Source organism: Shewanella sp. DC2-4, from assembly GCF_013248875.1.
Lineage (GTDB): Bacteria > Pseudomonadota > Gammaproteobacteria > Enterobacterales > Shewanellaceae > Shewanella > Shewanella oncorhynchi.
On record NZ_JABRVR010000002.1, the window covers coordinates 4,951,834 to 4,970,113 of the forward strand.

Annotated in this window: 15 protein-coding genes; 12 read left to right on the forward strand and 3 right to left on the reverse strand. The window is 44.6% G+C overall.

Translation table 11 applies throughout. The features are described from left to right. Window positions 1-28: 28 nt before the first annotated feature. Entirely contained in the window at window positions 29-673 is a 645-nt protein-coding gene (locus HQQ92_RS22390; RefSeq protein ID WP_173248478.1) for a hypothetical protein, read from the reverse strand. A gap of 985 nt (window positions 674-1,658) precedes the next feature. On the opposite strand from HQQ92_RS22390, the gene HQQ92_RS22395 reads away from it, so the two are divergent. The 4 genes from HQQ92_RS22395 to HQQ92_RS22410 all read left to right on the forward strand — a co-directional run bounded on the left by HQQ92_RS22395 (window position 1,659) and on the right by HQQ92_RS22410 (window position 4,939). After that, window positions 1,659-2,624: an integrase domain-containing protein gene (locus HQQ92_RS22395; RefSeq protein WP_173248481.1), complete on the forward strand. Its 966-nt coding sequence runs from the start codon at window positions 1,659-1,661 to the stop codon at window positions 2,622-2,624. 1,242 nt (window positions 2,625-3,866) lie between these two features. Next, complete coding sequence (locus HQQ92_RS22400) at window positions 3,867-4,136, forward strand: hypothetical protein (protein ID WP_023888855.1); 270 nt, start codon at window positions 3,867-3,869, stop codon at window positions 4,134-4,136. 59 nt (window positions 4,137-4,195) lie between these two features. Further along, window positions 4,196-4,387: a hypothetical protein gene (locus HQQ92_RS22405; protein WP_023888856.1), complete on the forward strand. Its 192-nt coding sequence runs from the start codon at window positions 4,196-4,198 to the stop codon at window positions 4,385-4,387. Window positions 4,388-4,501: 114 nt separating this feature from the next. Beyond that, window positions 4,502-4,939 carry a hypothetical protein gene (locus tag HQQ92_RS22410; protein WP_010836076.1) on the forward strand — a complete coding sequence of 146 codons (438 nt, stop codon included), beginning with the start codon at window positions 4,502-4,504 and terminating at the stop codon, window positions 4,937-4,939. Window positions 4,940-5,370: 431 nt separating this feature from the next. Here HQQ92_RS22410 and HQQ92_RS22415 read toward each other — a convergent pair whose 3' ends face one another. Continuing rightward, a complete protein-coding gene (locus HQQ92_RS22415; RefSeq protein WP_023888859.1) occupies window positions 5,371-5,766 on the reverse strand; it encodes a hypothetical protein in 396 nt (131 codons plus the stop codon). Next, entirely contained in the window at window positions 5,763-6,620 is an 858-nt protein-coding gene (locus HQQ92_RS22420) for a hypothetical protein (protein WP_010836075.1), read from the reverse strand. Before HQQ92_RS22420 ends, HQQ92_RS22415 begins: the two co-directional genes overlap by 4 nt. A gap of 243 nt (window positions 6,621-6,863) precedes the next feature. On the opposite strand from HQQ92_RS22420, the gene HQQ92_RS22425 reads away from it, so the two are divergent. The 8 genes from HQQ92_RS22425 (at window position 6,864) to HQQ92_RS22460 (ending at window position 17,972) form a co-directional block, all read left to right on the forward strand. Next, complete coding sequence (locus HQQ92_RS22425) at window positions 6,864-8,288, forward strand: conjugal transfer protein TraH (protein ID WP_173248483.1); 1,425 nt, start codon at window positions 6,864-6,866, stop codon at window positions 8,286-8,288. Between the two features lie 3 nt (window positions 8,289-8,291). Continuing rightward, window positions 8,292-11,696 carry a conjugal transfer protein TraG N-terminal domain-containing protein gene (locus HQQ92_RS22430; protein WP_173248485.1) on the forward strand — a complete coding sequence of 1,135 codons (3,405 nt, stop codon included), beginning with the start codon at window positions 8,292-8,294 and terminating at the stop codon, window positions 11,694-11,696. Between the two features lie 748 nt (window positions 11,697-12,444). Further along, window positions 12,445-12,654, forward strand: coding sequence for a hypothetical protein (locus tag HQQ92_RS22435; RefSeq protein WP_032481333.1), 210 nt, complete (start codon window positions 12,445-12,447; stop codon window positions 12,652-12,654). Next, a complete protein-coding gene (locus HQQ92_RS22440; RefSeq protein WP_032481334.1) occupies window positions 12,654-13,265 on the forward strand; it encodes a hypothetical protein in 612 nt (203 codons plus the stop codon). The genes HQQ92_RS22435 and HQQ92_RS22440 overlap by 1 nt, the downstream gene beginning before the upstream one ends. A gap of 2 nt (window positions 13,266-13,267) precedes the next feature. Beyond that, window positions 13,268-13,801, forward strand: coding sequence for a FlhC family transcriptional regulator (locus HQQ92_RS22445; protein WP_001287663.1), 534 nt, complete (start codon window positions 13,268-13,270; stop codon window positions 13,799-13,801). A 96-nt stretch (window positions 13,802-13,897) separates the two neighbouring features. Further along, window positions 13,898-16,657, forward strand: a complete 2,760-nt coding sequence (gene traN / locus HQQ92_RS22450; protein ID WP_161706366.1) for a conjugal transfer mating pair stabilization protein TraN — start codon at window positions 13,898-13,900, stop codon at window positions 16,655-16,657. Between the two features lie 147 nt (window positions 16,658-16,804). Next, on the forward strand, window positions 16,805-17,032 hold the full coding sequence (locus tag HQQ92_RS22455) for an AlpA family transcriptional regulator (RefSeq protein ID WP_237584756.1): 228 nt from the start codon (window positions 16,805-16,807) through the stop codon (window positions 17,030-17,032). Further along, window positions 17,019-17,972, forward strand: coding sequence for a replication protein RepA (locus HQQ92_RS22460; RefSeq protein ID WP_046821264.1), 954 nt, complete (start codon window positions 17,019-17,021; stop codon window positions 17,970-17,972). Before HQQ92_RS22455 ends, HQQ92_RS22460 begins: the two co-directional genes overlap by 14 nt. Window positions 17,973-18,280 lie beyond the last annotated feature (308 nt).

Below are 18,280 nucleotides of genomic sequence, written 5' to 3' on the forward strand. Positions count from 1 at the left end.
CTTTATGATTGCTCTATAGCTCAGGGGTCTATAACGGTTTCAAGTTATATCCATTTTGCTGTAGGTAATTGGCCCTATCATAAATTCTTGCGACCTCAGATTTTATTGGACCAAAAAAGTACTTTTTCCCCATTAGGACAAGGCATTCTGCTTCTGGGTCCAGAAGTTTAAACAAGTGATAGGCCGGTTCGTCAGCAAGAGTATGATTGCCAATTGCTGAGTCAGGAAAAAAATGTCCAGCATCATTTTTCAGAAGGTAGTCGTCTAAGTTTTCATCAAAATGTTCCCAGGCGTTCCGTAGATCCCTGTTATGAATAGGTGAGTCTTCTTCCATACCAAAAGCAGATATTAACTTTTCGCCTCGTTTTTTTCTCAGAGCTGCTTGATAGGGATGGGTTTTGTTTAGCTTGCCCGGATACCAAACCGGCCAGAAGTATCGAGATAAAGCCGCCGCATGCCCTATTGCCTCTTGTACCAAACTAATTAAGTAGTCTGAATCAGCCTGTTTTTCCTTTGCAAATTCGTAGTGTTCAAAAGCTTCCAAACATCGGCTAGCTGAATAAATTATCGAATGTATATAAAAAGCGTCGTATGGAGAAAAAATACCGCTGAAATCTTCAACAATTATTTTTGCTCTACTTTCCAATTCATCTAATTCAAAGTTTACTGACATCTGATATACCTACTAAAACCCCATCGAAAAGCAATCTATTGATACTAAATATTTGGTCATCGCTCTAAGCATTACCGAAAAGCCACCTAAAAGCGACCGTTGAGTTAAATTCGAGCCCAACGAACAAACCGCACCCCAAAGACAAGCACTGAAAAGCAACCCAAAAGCAACTTTACGATGTACTTGACGCCTCTATCTGTTTGATTAATATATAAAGTGTTTTTGGTAGCTGGCCTTCAAACAGCATTCTGCAAAACTAAGGCGATTGCCTTCATTTCTTAACCCTCAGGGGGACTGCCCCCTATGGGCATTCCTCCGTCTATAACAATCTCCCCGGAGGAAAATCAGATGTTTATCATCATTATGCTTGCAGCGTTATGCTGCTGCCTGTGCTTGTGTATTGCACAAGTTAACAGGCTTCCATACCGCGATTTTGCTCAAAGCAATGTCGTGTCCTTGGTACTCGATTCCGAGCAGCCAAACCAAAGAGGACCACCCTCAACATCAGGACGAGTGTTGGAATACCCAACTTGCTCGATGCTCCACCCCGTCTCTGTCGCCGTAGGCGTAAACAGAGACGGGGGTAGAGCCCCCGACGGAAGCCTTGAGCCTCAAGGGCTCTAGGCTTTCGCACCGCGCACGAATGTGCGCGAACAATACCGCCTTCGGCGGTTGGCGCGCTTCGCGCTTTCCTTTCCAAAGAATGACACGACGACACTAGCCGGATCTGTTGGCAGTTTGTTCCGACGGGACAAACCAGCCAACGGAACGAGAATTTCGCTCCATAGCGGTGCTGTTCGTACTAAATGACCGTGGGCAACGGGTTATCTGTCCTATGACCAGGCGAGATCCTGAAACCAGCAATTTATGGTGAGTTGTTGGGTTGGCCTTAGCATGCGGAGCTAATAAAAAACTGCGTATCACCTACCAATGTTTACGAAAAGGCCAACGACAAACTGATTAACACGATTATGAGGATCACACGATGCGCTCAGAGCGAGCCAATCCGGAAGCGCGTAATTTCGGCCTCAAAAGTCGCGATATGGGCAAGGCAGGCCTTAACGCACTGAAGGAAGGTATGAGGAGCTTCCAATCCATAGCTACTATTCATGACCGATGGAGCGTTTTTAGCGCCTGGATTAAGTCAGAACAGGGCATAAAGGATATGCGGGATATAGAAAAGGCTCATTTGGTTGCTTATGCGGCGCATCTTAATGATCGCTACGAGCGGGGAGAAATCGCGCCATCCACTGCGCAGAACTACCTGAGCGCAGTGAATCGGGTGATGGAGATTGCGCGTGGCGACCGACAGGTACGTGTAGATCCTGTCTCCGAGGGGGGACTTCCAAAGCGCTCAGGTATCGCCACTGGCGACCGAAGTGTTTCGGAAGCTTCCCATAATGCCGCAATGGAGGCAGCCTCCGAGCGCCTTGGGGCTTTACTGGAACTACAGCGTAATTTTGGTCTTCGGTTCGAGGAATCGGCCAAGCTGGATGCTGCGAGGGCACTAAAAGAGGCCAAGAAAACCGGCTCCGTGATCATAAAAGATGGCACCAAAGGGGGCCGGGCGCGCACTGTTCCGATCACCAGTGATGCTCAAATTACGGCACTCCAGCGAGCCGCCGCCATACAGGATGGCCGCAGCATGATTCCTACCGAGCAGAGTTATCGCGAATTCCGGCAAGGAGCCTACCGGGAGATTGGCCGTCAGCCAGTCAATTTCCATGGCGAACGGCATCATTACGCTCAAACGCGCTACAAAACTTTAATGCGTGCTGATTGCCCGGTAAAAGCAGGTGTTAAACATGGGCGAGAGCACTATGAATATTTAGCCAAAGAACTTGGAGTCTCAGTAGCTCACGCCAAAATGCTGGATAAAGAAATCAGATCTGAAGTGGCTTTGGAATTGGGTCACGGTCGCATCGATGTGACCAATAGTTATTTGGGGTAATTGATGGAAAAATGGGTAAGAGAAAGAAGCCATGTTTATGTGCGGCATGGAGGGAAAACGGCTCGGCGAGCTATGGTGAAAAGGCTAATTGCGGCTCTAAACGATATTGCCGCCAATGAAAAAGGAGTCAACGCACCATCGCAAATTGGAAGAGCTCATATCCACCGGTATTACACTAGGCATCAAGGATTGAGTACCACGACATTACGGGATCATTTTTATGCGTTCCGACTCTTGTGGGAATTACTTAACCGTCCCGGAGAGCCTCCACGCCCAAAAAACACCGGCTCTGCTGATTAAAAGCCATCTATGCCTATGTCATATTCCTTAATCAGACCTTCCGTTCGCCGCATTACCGTTTGTAATTACCGTATTACCATAATTATCGTAATTACGATAAAAAGCAGGTGGAATGGGGACTTCTGCATAATAAAATAGCTCCAGTATTGTCTAATTGTGCCCAAAAAGGGCCAATACAGCGCGTGTCGATTCAGAAATGAGCTGTTAAATTTGAATCAACTTCAGCCCCGTGCTGAGTATGTGCGATAGCTGGTCGCCAAAAACAAACAGCATTTTATCAATTTATCCCGTAACCGGGGTTCACCGGTTATGCGGTGTAACCCCTTCAATTCCAACTAATTGGAGGTGTTTATGTACTTTTCTACGTTCGTTTTGATCATGATTGTTACCGTGGGCGTTATTGCTTTCGGGGCTACCATTGTCGCCAAACTACTAAATAAGGCTTCGATTCTTGCATATCGATCATTGAGAAAAACGCGGCCCGTACGGGTCGTCAGTCCATTGGTAACTAATAGCAGTTCATTGTGTGGTGAATGGTTGAAAGCTACCTCCGGTAGCAATCAACCCGGAGTCTCCGATGCTGTCGAATGCGCTCCGCTTGAGGGTGAGCTGGTTGCTGAACGCGCTGTAATAGGTTCCACCAGGAAATTATTGTCAGCTCAAAGATGAGGGAGATTTGATGTATCGACTGATTCTAACAAACCAAAAAAAGCGAACGCGAGAGTATCAGCCTTCTGATGCTGGTTATAGGGCAGCTCTCAAAGCCACGCGCAAGTTTTTGGAACAAAACCCCCAGGGAAATGCAGTGCTTTATGGGCATGGTGTTTGTGAGTCCTTCACTATACGCAACATGCCTGAAGTCTAATCCCTAATTAAATAACCCAACCGGGTGCTTCGCCCGGTTGGGCTAAGTCCCGGCTATTAAACTCTTGGAGAATTAAAATGTTGGGACAAAATCAAACTGATATCCATCAATTCGATGTGTGTGGCCGAGTGTATTACCGCGAGGTTAATTACACCGGGAAAGAAGGCGAGTTGGTGGCAGAAACGGTGGAGGCCTTATCCCATGATGAGGCAGAAACCGTGTTTCGAAACAATCTCGTTGAACATGCACGTCAGTTCAACCTGACCGTGGACCGCGTCGAAATCACTTTCACTATCGATTTGACGATTGCTGAAAGTGATAGCGATGAACCGTTCTTGGTCCATTAATCGCAAAACCCTCAGGGGAAGCCCTGGGGGCTTCCCCTCCTGCTATTTATGGAGGAAAAATGGAAGAGACAGCCACAATCACTACTGAGTTATCTGATCGCCATGCCTGGGCTTTGGCTCAACTCGTCAAGCGCATCGGCTGGAACGAAGTTCGGATCAATGCGGCGGATGACGACGATGCGTATCTGATGAGAGAGGCTTTATCTGCATTGCAGAAGAGTCTTGCTGAATCGGGATATGCACCTCGGTAAAAACTCTACCAGAACGCTGGGGTTGTCCAAAATGGGCAGATCCAGCGTCTTTGCAGAGCCAATTGGATTGATATTATTTATCCAATTTAACAACCCTTCGAAAGGAGAATGAAAATGACTAAATGTGATCATGTTAATATTGAAAACATGAAGAAAGCTGTTCAAGCATTGGACCGCGCAATTGATGCTGATATTGATGAACAGGTCGTTCAAGCACTTGAATCGGAAGATGTTATTGATATTGGTGTCATTGTTGATAAAAACGGAAATCCTGGCACTGGTAATGGCTTGCCGTTTGATGTCTACACCTGTAAGGATGATGCTACTTTGGTCGCTGCGGCGCTAAATGAGGTAGATGCTTTCCTGCTGTCGTTTACTGATAACCCAGCCCTGCAGGAACGTCGTTCTGATTATCAGGTTCAACAAGACACAATCCTCGCCCTTGTTAACAATTTTACCGATGTTGATTTGGAGCTTGTACCAAGCTTAGTGGTAAGTAATATCCAAGAAGCTAAACGGGAGCTTGAGGACGCTATACAACGTTTGTCGTAATAGCTACTTTAGTTCGACCGGAACAATCAAAGGGCCAGCTCGTCTGGCCCTTTGCTACTTATGGGGATAGGAATCTACTGAGTCGGTTTCATTATCCTGCTTGGCCGTTGCTTGCTCATCCAAGAGGCGGAGCATCTCTGATGCCTTGCGTCTGGCCTCGGCTACAATTTCTGGCTTCTCCTGCTCCAAGATCTGGTCTAGTGTTTTTGCCACTGGTAAATCTCGCTAGTTTAGTTAGACTCTAAGTATATAAGGTTTTACAAGAGAGGTTCAGTTCCGTGGATGCCTTTACTATTGCAATGTTAAGTTTGCTCGCATTTTTTACCATTGTGACGTTCGGAAGTTTGTATTTATACAACAAACACAATCAAAACCGCTCTGATCAATAAATATATGTGTATTAAACGGCCCTGTTATCAATGCTGAATAATTCAGCAACAAACTGGTATTTTTACTGTCTCAATTAGATGATCGGACATAGCGTTAATTTCCTCATCGTCTAGCTTCGGGGCAAACAGGGGCGTTCCCCAGAATTGAACCTGTGGATAGTCTGAAAGCCTAAATACTCCATGCGGCCATCGGTCCTCGTCACCCAACCACCGGCGTAAAGTCAGATCTATACCCCATCCATCCTTTAGCTCTATCCAGCAATGCGGATTGATTTGTGTCTTGCTATGTACTGTTTCAACAAACCCTACTCTGCACTGATGTGGAATGTCTGATTTGGCTAGAATGTTGCTGATCACGTAAGTCATCACATCACAACTGGCTTTTGAATCCTCCAGATTTAGCAAAGCCAGTTCCAGTTCTTCATGCCACAGACTCATTGTGCCTTCCTAAATAGCAATTGCTGGCCTTTTTCATAGATAACTGGATATGGTAAAGCTTTGCCATCCTGGAACACACTATTGGGCGGGAAATACATGACTGCCCATTCCGGCAGCGCTCGGCTCGTACTTTTGTAAAAATCGTCCATTGGAAATGATTTCACGTCGCTGACCTGGGTGAAAATCAATCGAGAATATTTGGTTGTGTTATTAGCGGCCAGATTAAAGCTATCAATATTACCACTGCCCACAAAGGCTGGTGTTTTCCAAGGATTCGGCATTGTAACGTTGTATGCAATTACGCAGTTTGAGCCATCACAGCCAAATTGTGGAGCCATTACTGCCCACATAATTAAGGGGTTTCCATCAATCTTGGGCGCTGTACTTTCCACTATTTTAGTTAAATCCAGGTTCATAGATTTCGCGGCTACCGCAACGGCATTATCAATTAGGTTTATATAGTTGCTATAAGCATCTTCTGAGGATTTAGCCATTGATGCAGGCATCCATGCCATCAAACTTGGCCTAGCGGATGGGTTATCCGGTGATGTAAGAATGCTTGCAGTGTTAAACATGAGAGTTTGCTGACCGTTCAATCCTCTTAATGGTGCATCAAGCGATGAGGCCAGGCTTGTGACATTTAGCGCTTTCATCAATAGAGACTGTTTATATGAGTTCCACCCATCTTCTGAGTCTCTCAGATCTTGGTCATAAATACCCCCAGCTCTTGCCAAGTTTAGCGCTCTGGACATCTCTGGATTATAGGATTTTGGGGTTGTAGCACAGCCTGCGAGCATAATGGCGGCGAACAGGGCTGTAGCTGAACTTACGGAAGTTGACATATTCATTTTCATTTAAAGCTCCTCTTTTAGAAATAGAGTGCCATTGGTTTGTGAAAATGCAACAAGGGTTAAGTAAAACTTTTTAAAAATCATAAGTTTGTACTGACGTGACAAAGTTACCGACATTATTCAATGATTAACTTTCACATGTGAAAGTTTTATTTGGACTGCCCAAATTGGACAGTTTGGGAGTTCGGTTTGTACTCATTTGCTCGGTAGGCTTTCGGGTGACACGAAACCTATTGGAGCAACAGTATGAGAGTCTCTCCCCCTTACATTAGAACACTATCTGCCTCTTGTTTAATCATCTTCTCTGTCGTCGCCACTCATGCCTCGGCTGAAGGGCTTCAGTCCGAGATGGATAGACTATTCAACGAAATGAGTAATACAACCAGACCGGGTATTCATGAGACACAACGCCGTGGAGTTATTGCGGGTGGGCGTGTGACCACCAAAGCGCGTATTTTTGATGAAAACCTAGTTAGCTTTGTCCCTCCATCTTGGAAAGCTGGGTGTGGTGGCGTTGATCTATTCGGTGGTTCTTTATCGTTTGTGAATGCAGATCAGATTGTTCAACTGATGCGAGCTGTGGCAGCAAATGCAAAGGGCTATGCTTTTCAACTAGCTCTGGATAATGTTTTTCCTGATGGTGCCAAATGGATAGAAAACTTTCAAAAGAAAGTTCAGGCTTTGAACCAGCATTTAGGCAATTCTTGTCAGTTAGCTCAGGGTATTGTTAACGATTCACTAAGTGCTTTTGACACGAAACTAAAGAACGATACTCGTACAAAAGCATCGACCAAAGGTTTATTTGAAGACATGTTTTCTGCAACGCAGGAAACGGATGGACAAACGGCAATCAAGACGCTGAAAGACAACTCGCCACAGGCCTACCAAGAGATGATAGGTAATATTGTCTGGAAGCAACTCAAAAAGAATAGTGTAAGTTCATGGTTCCAGTACGGGGATAACAGCCTGCTTGAAGCCATGATGTCTATAACTGGTGCCGTTGTCATTGGTGATTTAATTAATGATCCAAATCTTGCTGGAGCAAACAACAGTACTAATCCCATCGTCACCTTACCAGGAAATCGAATTACCCTGGGAGACCTCATTTCAGGTGGCTCTGTTAAAGTTTATTCATGTGACAGTGATACGGTTAACTGTATTTCTGCTGGTTCTGAGCTGAAGAGTGTTCAGCTCAAGGGTATTGGCAATCAAATGTCAGATTTACTTCTTGGTTCTGATTCTTCACCTGGATTGATTTATAAATATGCAAACAATGTTGGGGCTTTAAGTTCTGCCGAGATAGCTTTTGTATCAAATCTCCCCAGTAGCTTTGGCTCACTTTTCCGAAATCTTTCAGCTGTTTCCAGTGATACAGCAGAGCAGTTTGCTCAGCAAGCACAGACCATCATAGCGCTAGATATAACCTACAGGTTTATTGAGGAGATATACCGGGCAACAACTATTGCGTTAGCTAACAGTGATAATGCCTATCAACAAAAAGCTGTTGATGTACTTGATGCTTCTCGTGCTGTTGTCAGACAAGAGTATGACCAATTAATTGTTAGACACGGGAAGCTAAGTGATCTGATGGGACATTACAACAGCTTACTTGATGCCACAAAGAAGCAGCGGCTTTTACTTGCAACCCAAGCATCAGGGAAAAAGGAGTAACTAATGGATTTTAGTATTTATTCCGTCGGTGATGCCGCATTTCTAGAGCAAATAATGATTGCTGTGGCGATGGCTACAGGCACCGGTGATTTTGAACGCATGGTAAGTATTGGCCTTTTAATTGGCGCTCTTATCATCTCATTTCAGTCGTTATTCCAGGGCGCTAAATCCTGGGATTTACATCAAGTTTTTGCTTGTTGGCTCGTGTATGCCATTTCCTTTGGAGCCGGCGTTACGGTAACTATTGAGGACGCGTACAACGGACAAGTGCGAGTAGTGGATAACGTACCTGTTGGTCCAGCCGCCGCTGGTTCTATAATCTCAAGCATTGGATTTGGTCTCACAAAACTCTTTGAGGTTGCATATAGCCCTGTCGCGAGTGTGACTGAATCAAAGTTCATGGATTCTTTAGAGTTATTATCAAAGCTCAGAAATCACGAAATGGAGTCAGCACTATGGACTGTCTGGAATGATTCCCTAGGAGGCGGTACTGTTGATATGAAGAAAAGCCTGACTAACTACATATCAGAATGCACAGCAATTAAATTTTCATTAGGTGAGTCAAATGAGGATCAAATCAACACAGAGAATTGGCGTACAGCTCTCAGATTTGATTCACAAATATATGGGACCCGATTGTTTCTGTCTCCATCTGGTCCGACAGATCCCAGTTGTACAGATGGCTGGATTCAGTTGAGCCAATCCTTTGAAACTGCGTTCAATTCTGGCCTTTCGCAACAAGCTCTTGGCTATTTGTTGTCTACCACTGATGCTTTGAATGCTACATCTGACGCTTTATATCGCCTGCAGGTTACTAATGTGGCCGCAGGTGATTTTATAAAAGCCAATTTTCTGCAACCTATCGTACAGCGTGGCTTTGCTCAGTACTACAGTGATATGAATGATCCGTACGCACAAATCATGCTCACTCAAGCAGAGTCTCAGCGAAATACGCAATACGCAGCCGAACAGTCTTTATTTGTAAAATCGATTCAACCTCTTATGACCTTGGTAGAGGGTTTTGCGTATGCGATTACGCCTATAGCTGCTTTTGTTATGGTGCTCGGGTCTAAAGGTTTGCTATTGGTCGGTAAGTATCTTCAGATGCTTATATGGGTACAACTTTGGTTACCAATTATGTCGGTAATCAATCTATTCATTTACATAATGGGGCAGCAGGCTCTCGCAAAATATACGACAGGGAACTTATCCTCATTTGAAGGTGTTGCCTATGCTGGGGCCGAAATTGAGCGTTGGATAGGTATAGGTGGAATGATGGCGGCAGCAACCCCCGTCCTATCGTTGATGCTAGTAACTGGCTCAGTATATGCCTTCAATAGTCTTGCTCAACGAGTGGGAGCTAGTGATACAGTCAATGAAAAACTGATGTCACCAGACTTAGTGGACCGTGGTTCTGTTTTGAGCCAACAACCACAATTTAATCAATCCAGAATTGCTGGAACAATGACCTCTGGAGGTGAGTCGTTAGTTGATAGTATTAACTTAGGAAGTACTGTAAGTAATGCCCTTAGCAGTAGCTCTGCTGCTACTGCACAGGCCCAGAAAGGCTTCGCTAGCCAATTAAGTAATAGTGTGTTTTCTGGACATGGTTCAGAACAGACTTATTCACAACTACAATCATTAGGACAAACGCTGAGAGCGTCTGATTCAACTCAGGCTAAAAGTATTTTGTCCGCCGCCCAGAACTACTCTCGTGATCATGGATTAAATTCCTCTCACACGGATGCTGTGGCTGGAGCTATTGCTATGCGGGCCAGCGCTGGTGTGGATGCCGGAAAACTTGCTGCGGCTTTTACAGGACCGGTTGGTGCTGCCGTAAATGCCGCTAACCCGGTATCTATGAACGGTAGTTTAGATGTATCCGCGCAATCGCAGAGTCAGGATAGTAGACAGCAGCTTAGTTCTGATATTGACTCTTTATCTCGCGGACTTGGTTTTACAAAAGATGACAGTTCAGCATTAACGAGTGATTTGGCTCGTCAAGTTTCCACTGATAAAGGTCAACGTTTTACCCAGAGCTTAGGTGAAGAGCAGAGAAAGCAGCTCATGCAATCCAGTTCTGATCTTTTGTCTTCGCAACAAACCTACCAAGAGTTATCTCAGGCTCAGCAAACTATCGGGACTACTAGCAACAATAATATTAGCGCGTTAGCTGACAAAGTTCTGAACAACTGGTCAGCTGGCAAGTCATTGTCAGATGGCGTTAGACAGTCATCCCCAGAGACAAGAGATTTTGCGCAAAGAAAAGCCCAGCATTACCAAGATTTAGGCATTGATTCACAGAGGGCAATAGTTGGAGGGCAGTTGTTTGCTATGCTTAATTCCAACTCTCCATCTGAACAAGCAATTGCAGCCAGTGCAATAGCAAGGGCGACTGGTGGCAACAGTGGCATCGACTTTAATCAACCAGGTCAAAGTGCAATGTTGGTAAAGGATGCTCCGCGCTATGTTTCACCGGTTGAAAATACGAGCTCACTTTCGGCACCGGAAAGAATGAGCAGTGAACAAAAGCTTTTGGCTGAATCAGGCAGTATTGGATCTGAAAATTCTGTTCGTGACGCTCATGAAAAGGGTATCCAACAACTTGAGCAGAGTTATGGGTCCAGCAGAAATGATTACCTTAATGACCGCTTGCCTGCTTTAAAGTCACAGATCATGGCATCTGATTTAGCCCCTTCAACATCCAGCACTTTGTTTGCAGGTGCTGAAGGCGCTGGTCGTTTTGTACAGCAAGTTGTGGGTGGCGCAGGAGCCGCCAAAGATGGGTTCGCAGAGAATTTTGGGCAATCAATGTCTAAGTTAGCCCAGATGACTCCGGAACAACGAGATCAGTTTATTGAGGACACAAAGAAAGGGGATGATTACGTCAAGCAAGAGTATGGTCTCGGAGGCTTCTTGGCCGTAGGCGCTGCAAATCTGGGTAGGGATATCATTGGTGTGGGGATCAGTGGATTTGAGGCCGGTAAAGAATGGTTAACTGGTAAGTCAGATCTTTCAGAGGCAGCACAGGGAATGTCTGTTAGAGAAAGAGGGATGTTTTTTGCTTCTGCATTAGCAAGTGCAAGCGAGGCTGGAGCTGGAAAGGCGGCTGAGTTTGTTCAGCAATATGGTGACGAGTTCAGGCAGATAGCAATGGATACTGCAAGATATGATTATGGTTTGAATAGTCAGGCAGGAGCAGAATTGTTTGCTGCATCGTTGATGGGCGGCGATTCATCGCGCTCTGGAGAACTAAGAGAAAATCTCAGAGAAGAGGTTGGTGATAACGTATTGGCAGATAAAATGGCTGCGATTATTGAAAGTTCTGCGGGGGCAGGTAAAGACCAAGCGGGCGGATATTTAGCGCCTGTATCAAGGTATTTGTCCGTAGCCAAAGGAGGCCGTTAATGAGCAGACGAGCTGAATATAGACGCGCAATTAAAGAGCTTAAAGTGATGATATTACTGGGGGAAGGGAGATGGCTAAACGAAAAGCCAATCTCCTGTGGAAATAAAAAATTTATCGTCGATGGTTCGGTGTTGAACAATGTAATCAGAGAGCATCCGGAACTTAATAAACACATTTTGATAGGTTTTTTTTCGTCGCCTCAACGGTATCCGTTATTAAGATATAAAGATAGGCAGTTAACGTTAAGTCTATAATTAATAAAAAAAGGCTCTCAGGAGCCTTTGTTTTTATTCAATCCATAGAAGCTTCCAGATACATCTACGTCACTTACCATTGGAGATCCTGTGGCAGGGTTGTATGTGACGTCTGCAAACAGATAACGCCCAGATAATGTGTTCGTTTTACTCCCGGAATTACTGATTAGATAGGCTCTTCTACCAATCTTTAAAGATGCCAGCAGAGAAACTCCGACTACAAAAAATATGAGCGACCATAGGCCAAGAAGTTTGTACGAATAGAACAAACTTACGATTAAAAACAAAGAGAATAGCGCCTTTTTCATTTACGCCTCCTGATTAATATGTAACCGATTATAGATTATCGTTCAGAAATGCAAATCTTCATAGCACCATAAAATGATACTGTAAAAAAACACAGTATTTGGCGTTGCATTATCAAAAAGTCATGGTATTTATGATTGATGACAAAGTTAATCAGTGAATAAATCAGGTGTGTTATGGAGAAAGATATGAAGCATTTAGATCGTGAAACTGAAAAGCGATTAAACATAGTCGTTAAGGCAATCGGAACGTTGTTTATTCTAAGCTTTCTTGCTCACTTAGTTATCTCGTCGTGGAGAGATGACCAATATGGATTTACCTTACTCGCGTTGATTGCAGGGGGCGCGTTAGTTTCAATCAATCTGGGCCGCAGAAAAAAAGGTAAGGAGGACTACTGATGTATGCCTTAGAGCCGTTAGAACGTGATGTTATTGGTAGCTTTGACAAGTTTGCCGTTCAATTGAGTGAAGAGAAGCCAGACCAAGATATTTTTGAGTTCGATTTGACTCTGTGGACACTACTGAAGCTTTTATCAGCCAATGCGCCATCCCAGGTTAGCAATCATTTTTCTCTTCCAGAAGATCTTGTTAATAAATTGGCGTCAGCTCCTGACAGTTATCTTTCACAATTAGCGAGTGGAGTTCTTCTGAGCTTTAAACTTGAAACAGATCAAATGGAAGTGATCGATAATCTTGCCGGTAGCTACGATTCTGTCATATGCCTTAAAAATGTTGTGGACGACTTTGACGCCGCGTACTGGCTATTGCTTAACAAGTTAGCTAGTAGAAACTTGGACATGGCGATGCAAATTTTTGGTGTATCTTCTGGTCTTGCTTCCTCAGTCGCCGCCTCCTCAAACAGCCAGTTAAGGTCGTTATCGCATAGGGTCGTTATTAGATTTTCATTGAGATTTGATATTGGCGTACTCGATCAATTCTTATCAGCAGCTCTTGCCGATACAACGCCGATTTTATTAAAAAAAATTCAGCAATCTTTGGTGTGGAGATAATCATGAGTGAATGTTTTACATCTGGTTCGTTATCTCGCTGGGTAAAAGCAAGGCACATGGCATTGGCGGGTTATATCACAAAGATAATTATCCTAGAGACTGGTTTGACTTATAAGCAAGTTCGCAGGCTGTACGCTGAGCTTGAATATTGCGGATATGATGTGAAGGATAAGAAATCCAGGACATTCCGTGGTGGAGCGACGCTGATCCACAGTCAGACATCTAAAATTCAAGCATCGCTTTTAATGCAGCTCTATTCAAATCTTGGAGGGGAAAAGGTTAAGCGTTCTGTAGATATTAGCGCTCTGAATAAAGCGTTTAGGATGTATCACGCTATCCGTAAAGAAGTACCAGGTATGAAGGGAGGAAAATGGGAGCCCTTCGACATTACAGATGCCTGGTGTCTTGCCTCTGAACTCCGCAATGGAGAAGCAATGATAGAGCATTGCGAGCAATGCCAATGCACTTTTTTTACGTCAATTAATCAGCGAACATGTGTTGAATGCCCATTCTGTCGGGTTTCAAAAGCTGCCTGAATACAGCCGCGTATGCCGCAAAAGGGCAAATAGCGATGCTAATTTTTATGAAAGAGCGACATAGCATTATCCAAACTAAAAAGCTGGAGAAATGCTATGTCCACTATGCCGCCCATCATGACGAGGTTTGTTGCCTCGCTCCTATGTTTAACCATCTCAGTTCTTCCGATACATTCTTATGCGGGTAATCAGGAACCTAACATCGGAGCTGTTGGTCGTGATGCCAAACAATTTGGTTTATCTATTGCGAACGGAGTTAAGCAAAACTCTGCTCAGATTCAAGATGGTAAAATTTCTCTACCAGTCGGTAATGGCCAATCAACATCCATAAACATAAATGAACTGTTTCCTGGAGTTCAACCTGGGCAAAATACCGCAGAGTATTTCCCTGATGCAGCATCTCAGGAGGAGCTAGAACAGATATTCAGTGATGCTGATGCTATGGATCAGTTTGGTAATGAGGCAAAAGCCAATTTATTCCAAGACGCCAACAGCACCAATCCCTCAATATCAGGTTCTGCATATCAAGTTCTTATGGATGCGGCCAATCGCTCACGCCCTGATTTCAGTAATGACCCAGTACTAAATCTAAGCAAAAAGACCTATGAGGATATGGACCTCATCGCAGGTGGCTTTGGGGATTGTTCTGCCGAAACAACCATTAATCAGAATACTATCAACGCCCACATTCCAGAGTATGAACGGTGTCAGCGTGTTGTAGATCAAAGCGCGGACTGTGAGGTTGTCCATGACTACGATGCCTCTGTGGTGAAGCACTATGATGGTCCATATAACCTCAAATCTTGTGGAGAAGGCTGTACTGAGTTGTGGATTGGTCGAGTGGGGGACAACTACTGGAGTGGTAACTGCAAGATTTATGAGGAGTACACGCGGGTCCAAGTCAGCAATCCAGATGCCATAGTGTCAGCAACGCTTGAATACGCCAAGTGGGATGACTACATGCAAGTGTGGGTCGGTAAGTCCGGCCAAGAGACTAAAGTGTGGTCTGGCCCAGATGGCAACTTCCCTCCAGAAACAGCCGGTAGATGTGAACTCTCCACGAGTTGGGAGCGAAACCCTAATGTTGATGTCACTCCCTATTTTAAGAACGTGAAAGATGGTGATGTTGTTACGTTTAAGATCCGCGTTTCAGTAAGTGGCGAAGGTGAGGGTTTTGGCCGCATAAAACTCCGCTATGACCCATCGAAAGCCATTACCAAGGATGAGTGGGCTCCACAGAGCTGCATGGATTCCGCCAAAGGGGTGGTAGATGGTTTTGCGGAAGGCGAGATCACATGTATAGATGACCCGACTGATGCTACGGGCTGCACAGTCATCAATGGGATCAAAGTTTGCGAATCTCAACTCAAGCCGTCACCTTTGCCTGGTATTCCAAAACTATGCAAAAAGGTTCGAGTTAAAGCCGACTATGACTTTTATAAGGGGCAAATGGACTGCTGGACAGATCCTCAAGGTGAAACACACTGCCCTGTAAATACTGGTGGAAATCTCAACAGTTGCCAGATGTACGAGGATAATCCTCAGTGTGGATTTATTAGTTCGGAATGTATTGATGGAGCAGAAGGTTCCTCGGGTAAGTGTTATGTGTTTAAAGATACCTACGACTGCGGAACGGACGTATCAATACCTACTTTAGAGAAAGAAACGACGTATCAATGCGGCGGACCCATTAGGTGTATGGGGGATGATTGTCTCGATATAACAAAGTCACAAAGCACTGATTTCGCTCGTGCATCTGCATTGTTGAATGCAGCTCAGTTCATGACTCAGGATATGAGTTGTACTGGTCAAAATGATGATGATAACCCTACTGGTGAAGAAAATGTGATGTGTTCAGCTTTTGCCGGTGAGGCTGGGGAATGCAAGATTGCTGTGGGTGGTGTCTCAGATTGTTGTGAAAAGCCGACGAATATTTCGTTTGCTGATTATCTCAATTTGATTATGGCCGTGCCTAAGCTAGACGGTGCCGTTATGGGACTCTCTGATGGCAGTGCCGTGAAAGGAGCATACCAAGTATTAAGAGACCCCGTAATGTCTGGCTGGACCGAAATAACACAGCCTTTTGCAAGTTATATAGAAAATATTAGTGGAGCGGTTGATAGTTTTCTCCAGCCTGTTCAACAGTTTGCTCAGGAGACTATTGGCGCATTAAAGGAGCAAATTACCAAGCTGACTTCTGAAGCTCTAGGGAATGCTTCTGCGACGGGAGCCGCTGGCGTACCTGCAGGGGCTCCTGAATCAATGACTGAACAAATCCTCGGCCAACAAGGTGCCGCCATGCTAAGCACCGTCATGACTGTTTACACAGTGTATGTTGTGTCGATGGTCATGATCCAGATGATATGGAAGTGTGAGGAAAAGGAGTTCACCATGAATGCTAAAAGGGCGCTGAATAGCTGCACATACGTTGGTTCTTACTGCAAGTCCAAAGTATTGGGAGCGTGTGTCGAGGAGCGCGAGTCCTATTGCTGTTTCAACTCGCCACTGTCTCGAATCATCCAAGAGCAAGTTCGGCCACAACTTGGCCTTAACTTTGGTGATGCACGCGCACCTCAATGCGGCGGAATTCCATTGGATCGAATAGCGGATATTGATTGGAGTAAGGTCAACTTGGACGAGTGGTTGGGGATACTTCAGCAAAATGGAAAACTTCCTGATCCCGCATCGTTAAACTTGGACGCTTTAACGGGAGCTGGAAGTGATTTTAATATTGATGGTACTCGGCAAGACGCATCGCAACGAGTCATGGAGCGGCTGGAAGGGATTAATGTAGACAAAATCAGAAACGACAAAGCGCGTGAAATTTTTCCTGACTTGGATGGCAATGGTGGTTGATGTTTATCAATAAGAAACTTTCACATGTGAAAGTTTTTGTGCCGGAATAAATCGCCTAGGTGCCCAAATAGGGCACTTCCAGAGGCCATGTTTACGGGGTTTCACCCTCAAAATTTCTCCAGTAAATCAATGATGCTGGAGAAAATTATGCAGCAAACTTTAAATGAAAAAGATTACAGTCACCTGCAGATGGTCTCTGTTTACGAGGTGACTGCCCTTCTTAAAATATCTGCGCCAACGCTTCAAAGGATTCGCACAAATGACCCATCATTCCCTAAACCATATAAGATCAGTGGTGAGAAAACACTCAGATACAGATTAGATCAGTTGGAAGCATGGCTTGATTCACGCAGGATCAGTAATGAAGTCATTTAGCCAACTTTTTTCACAGTATCAGTCAGATATTGAAGTAAAAAATAATAGTAGACCACAAGGCTTGAGTAGGGCTGAGTCTGAATTAATAGATGCATCTGTAAGGATCAAATCAGATCCGCCCTCGTCCAATGATTTCACTTTTATGCACTCAATAATGTGCCAAGTTGGTTTACCTCGCTCACGAGTTAACGGAACAGAGTTTGAGAGACGCTGCGGTGCTGTTGGTCTGTATGTTCGTGCAGGCAAAATTTGGGACGGTAAACAGTTTGTTCAGCAGCCCGTTCCTTATGGGCCAATGCCCCGTTTGGTAATGGCGTATCTGAACACTCAGGCGTTGCGTTCAAAATCACCAGAAATTGATGTAGGCAATAGCGCCAGAGGCTTCCTTAAACAACTGGGTAAGGAGTCATCAGGAGGCAAAAACGGGAGCTATACAAACTTTCGTAAACAGCTCATGGCGTTGTCTGCTTGTAGTATTACGCTGGGTTTTAGTACCGCTGAAAAAGCGATTACTTACGATGGTAAACCAATCCAAAAGTTTGAGGCTTGGATTGGTAACAATGATAATCAAGGTGCATTATGGCCCGGTGTTATTACATTTTCGCAAGAGTACTTTACGACGCTAAGCGAACATGCTGTACCGCTTGATTTAAGAGCTATAAATGAGCTTACCACCAGTGCTCTTGCTATGGACATTTATGCCATGCTTGCGGATAGATTGCATCGAATTAGTGGTAGGCCTGTTGTATTACACTGGCATAATTTGCGGGAGCAGTTTGGTCAAGAATATACTGGAGAAGAGGCAGACAAGAATTTTAAGAAAAAATTCCTGCCTGCACTACAGCGAGTTCTTGCTGTTTATCCGGATGCAAAAGTTAAGAAAGTGACAGGCGGGATTTTGATGATGTCCAGCCCCCCACCAATACCCTATCGTGATTGAATTAATAACCGGCCAATGTGCCGGTTTTTTTATCTTATTGCTCAACAAAGTTGTGGAAAACCCTGTTGGTTTGAATTTTATCCACGCATAGTTAGACCCCCCTTGTTGCGCATAGTTAGACCCCAGTAAGTTAAATTTTTACGCATAATCGGGCCCCCTTACCGCGCATAATTGGCCCCCCCCTAAACCTATAGGTATTGCCTTTAAAAAATATCCTATAAATATCCCTATAGTTGAACCATGTTAAGGTGTTAATAACTCTCTTTGCGCCCTAAAAGGGCAGTTCCAGAGCCAAGGATCTGCTGTTG

Excerpts from the sequence above, each read along its gene's own strand:
- HQQ92_RS22455 (WP_237584756.1), top strand. The coding sequence starts at position 16,805 with ATGCAGCAAACTTTAAATGAAAAAGATTACAGTCACCTGCAGATGGTC.
- HQQ92_RS22395 (WP_173248481.1), top strand. The coding sequence starts at position 1,659 with ATGCGCTCAGAGCGAGCCAATCCGGAAGCGCGTAATTTCGGCCTCAAA.
- HQQ92_RS22430 (WP_173248485.1), top strand. The coding sequence starts at position 8,292 with ATGGATTTTAGTATTTATTCCGTCGGTGATGCCGCATTTCTAGAGCAA.
- HQQ92_RS22460 (WP_046821264.1), top strand. The coding sequence starts at position 17,019 with ATGAAGTCATTTAGCCAACTTTTTTCACAGTATCAGTCAGATATTGAA.
- HQQ92_RS22410 (WP_010836076.1), top strand. The coding sequence starts at position 4,502 with ATGACTAAATGTGATCATGTTAATATTGAAAACATGAAGAAAGCTGTT.
- traN (WP_161706366.1), top strand. The coding sequence starts at position 13,898 with ATGTCCACTATGCCGCCCATCATGACGAGGTTTGTTGCCTCGCTCCTA.
- HQQ92_RS22405 (WP_023888856.1), top strand. The coding sequence starts at position 4,196 with ATGGAAGAGACAGCCACAATCACTACTGAGTTATCTGATCGCCATGCC.
- HQQ92_RS22445 (WP_001287663.1), top strand. The coding sequence starts at position 13,268 with ATGAGTGAATGTTTTACATCTGGTTCGTTATCTCGCTGGGTAAAAGCA.
- HQQ92_RS22415 (WP_023888859.1), bottom strand. The coding sequence starts at position 5,766 with ATGAGTCTGTGGCATGAAGAACTGGAACTGGCTTTGCTAAATCTGGAG.
- HQQ92_RS22425 (WP_173248483.1), top strand. The coding sequence starts at position 6,864 with ATGAGAGTCTCTCCCCCTTACATTAGAACACTATCTGCCTCTTGTTTA.
- HQQ92_RS22420 (WP_010836075.1), bottom strand. The coding sequence starts at position 6,620 with ATGAAAATGAATATGTCAACTTCCGTAAGTTCAGCTACAGCCCTGTTC.
- HQQ92_RS22435 (WP_032481333.1), top strand. The coding sequence starts at position 12,445 with ATGAAGCATTTAGATCGTGAAACTGAAAAGCGATTAAACATAGTCGTT.
- HQQ92_RS22400 (WP_023888855.1), top strand. The coding sequence starts at position 3,867 with ATGTTGGGACAAAATCAAACTGATATCCATCAATTCGATGTGTGTGGC.
- HQQ92_RS22390 (WP_173248478.1), bottom strand. The coding sequence starts at position 673 with ATGTCAGTAAACTTTGAATTAGATGAATTGGAAAGTAGAGCAAAAATA.
- HQQ92_RS22440 (WP_032481334.1), top strand. The coding sequence starts at position 12,654 with ATGTATGCCTTAGAGCCGTTAGAACGTGATGTTATTGGTAGCTTTGAC.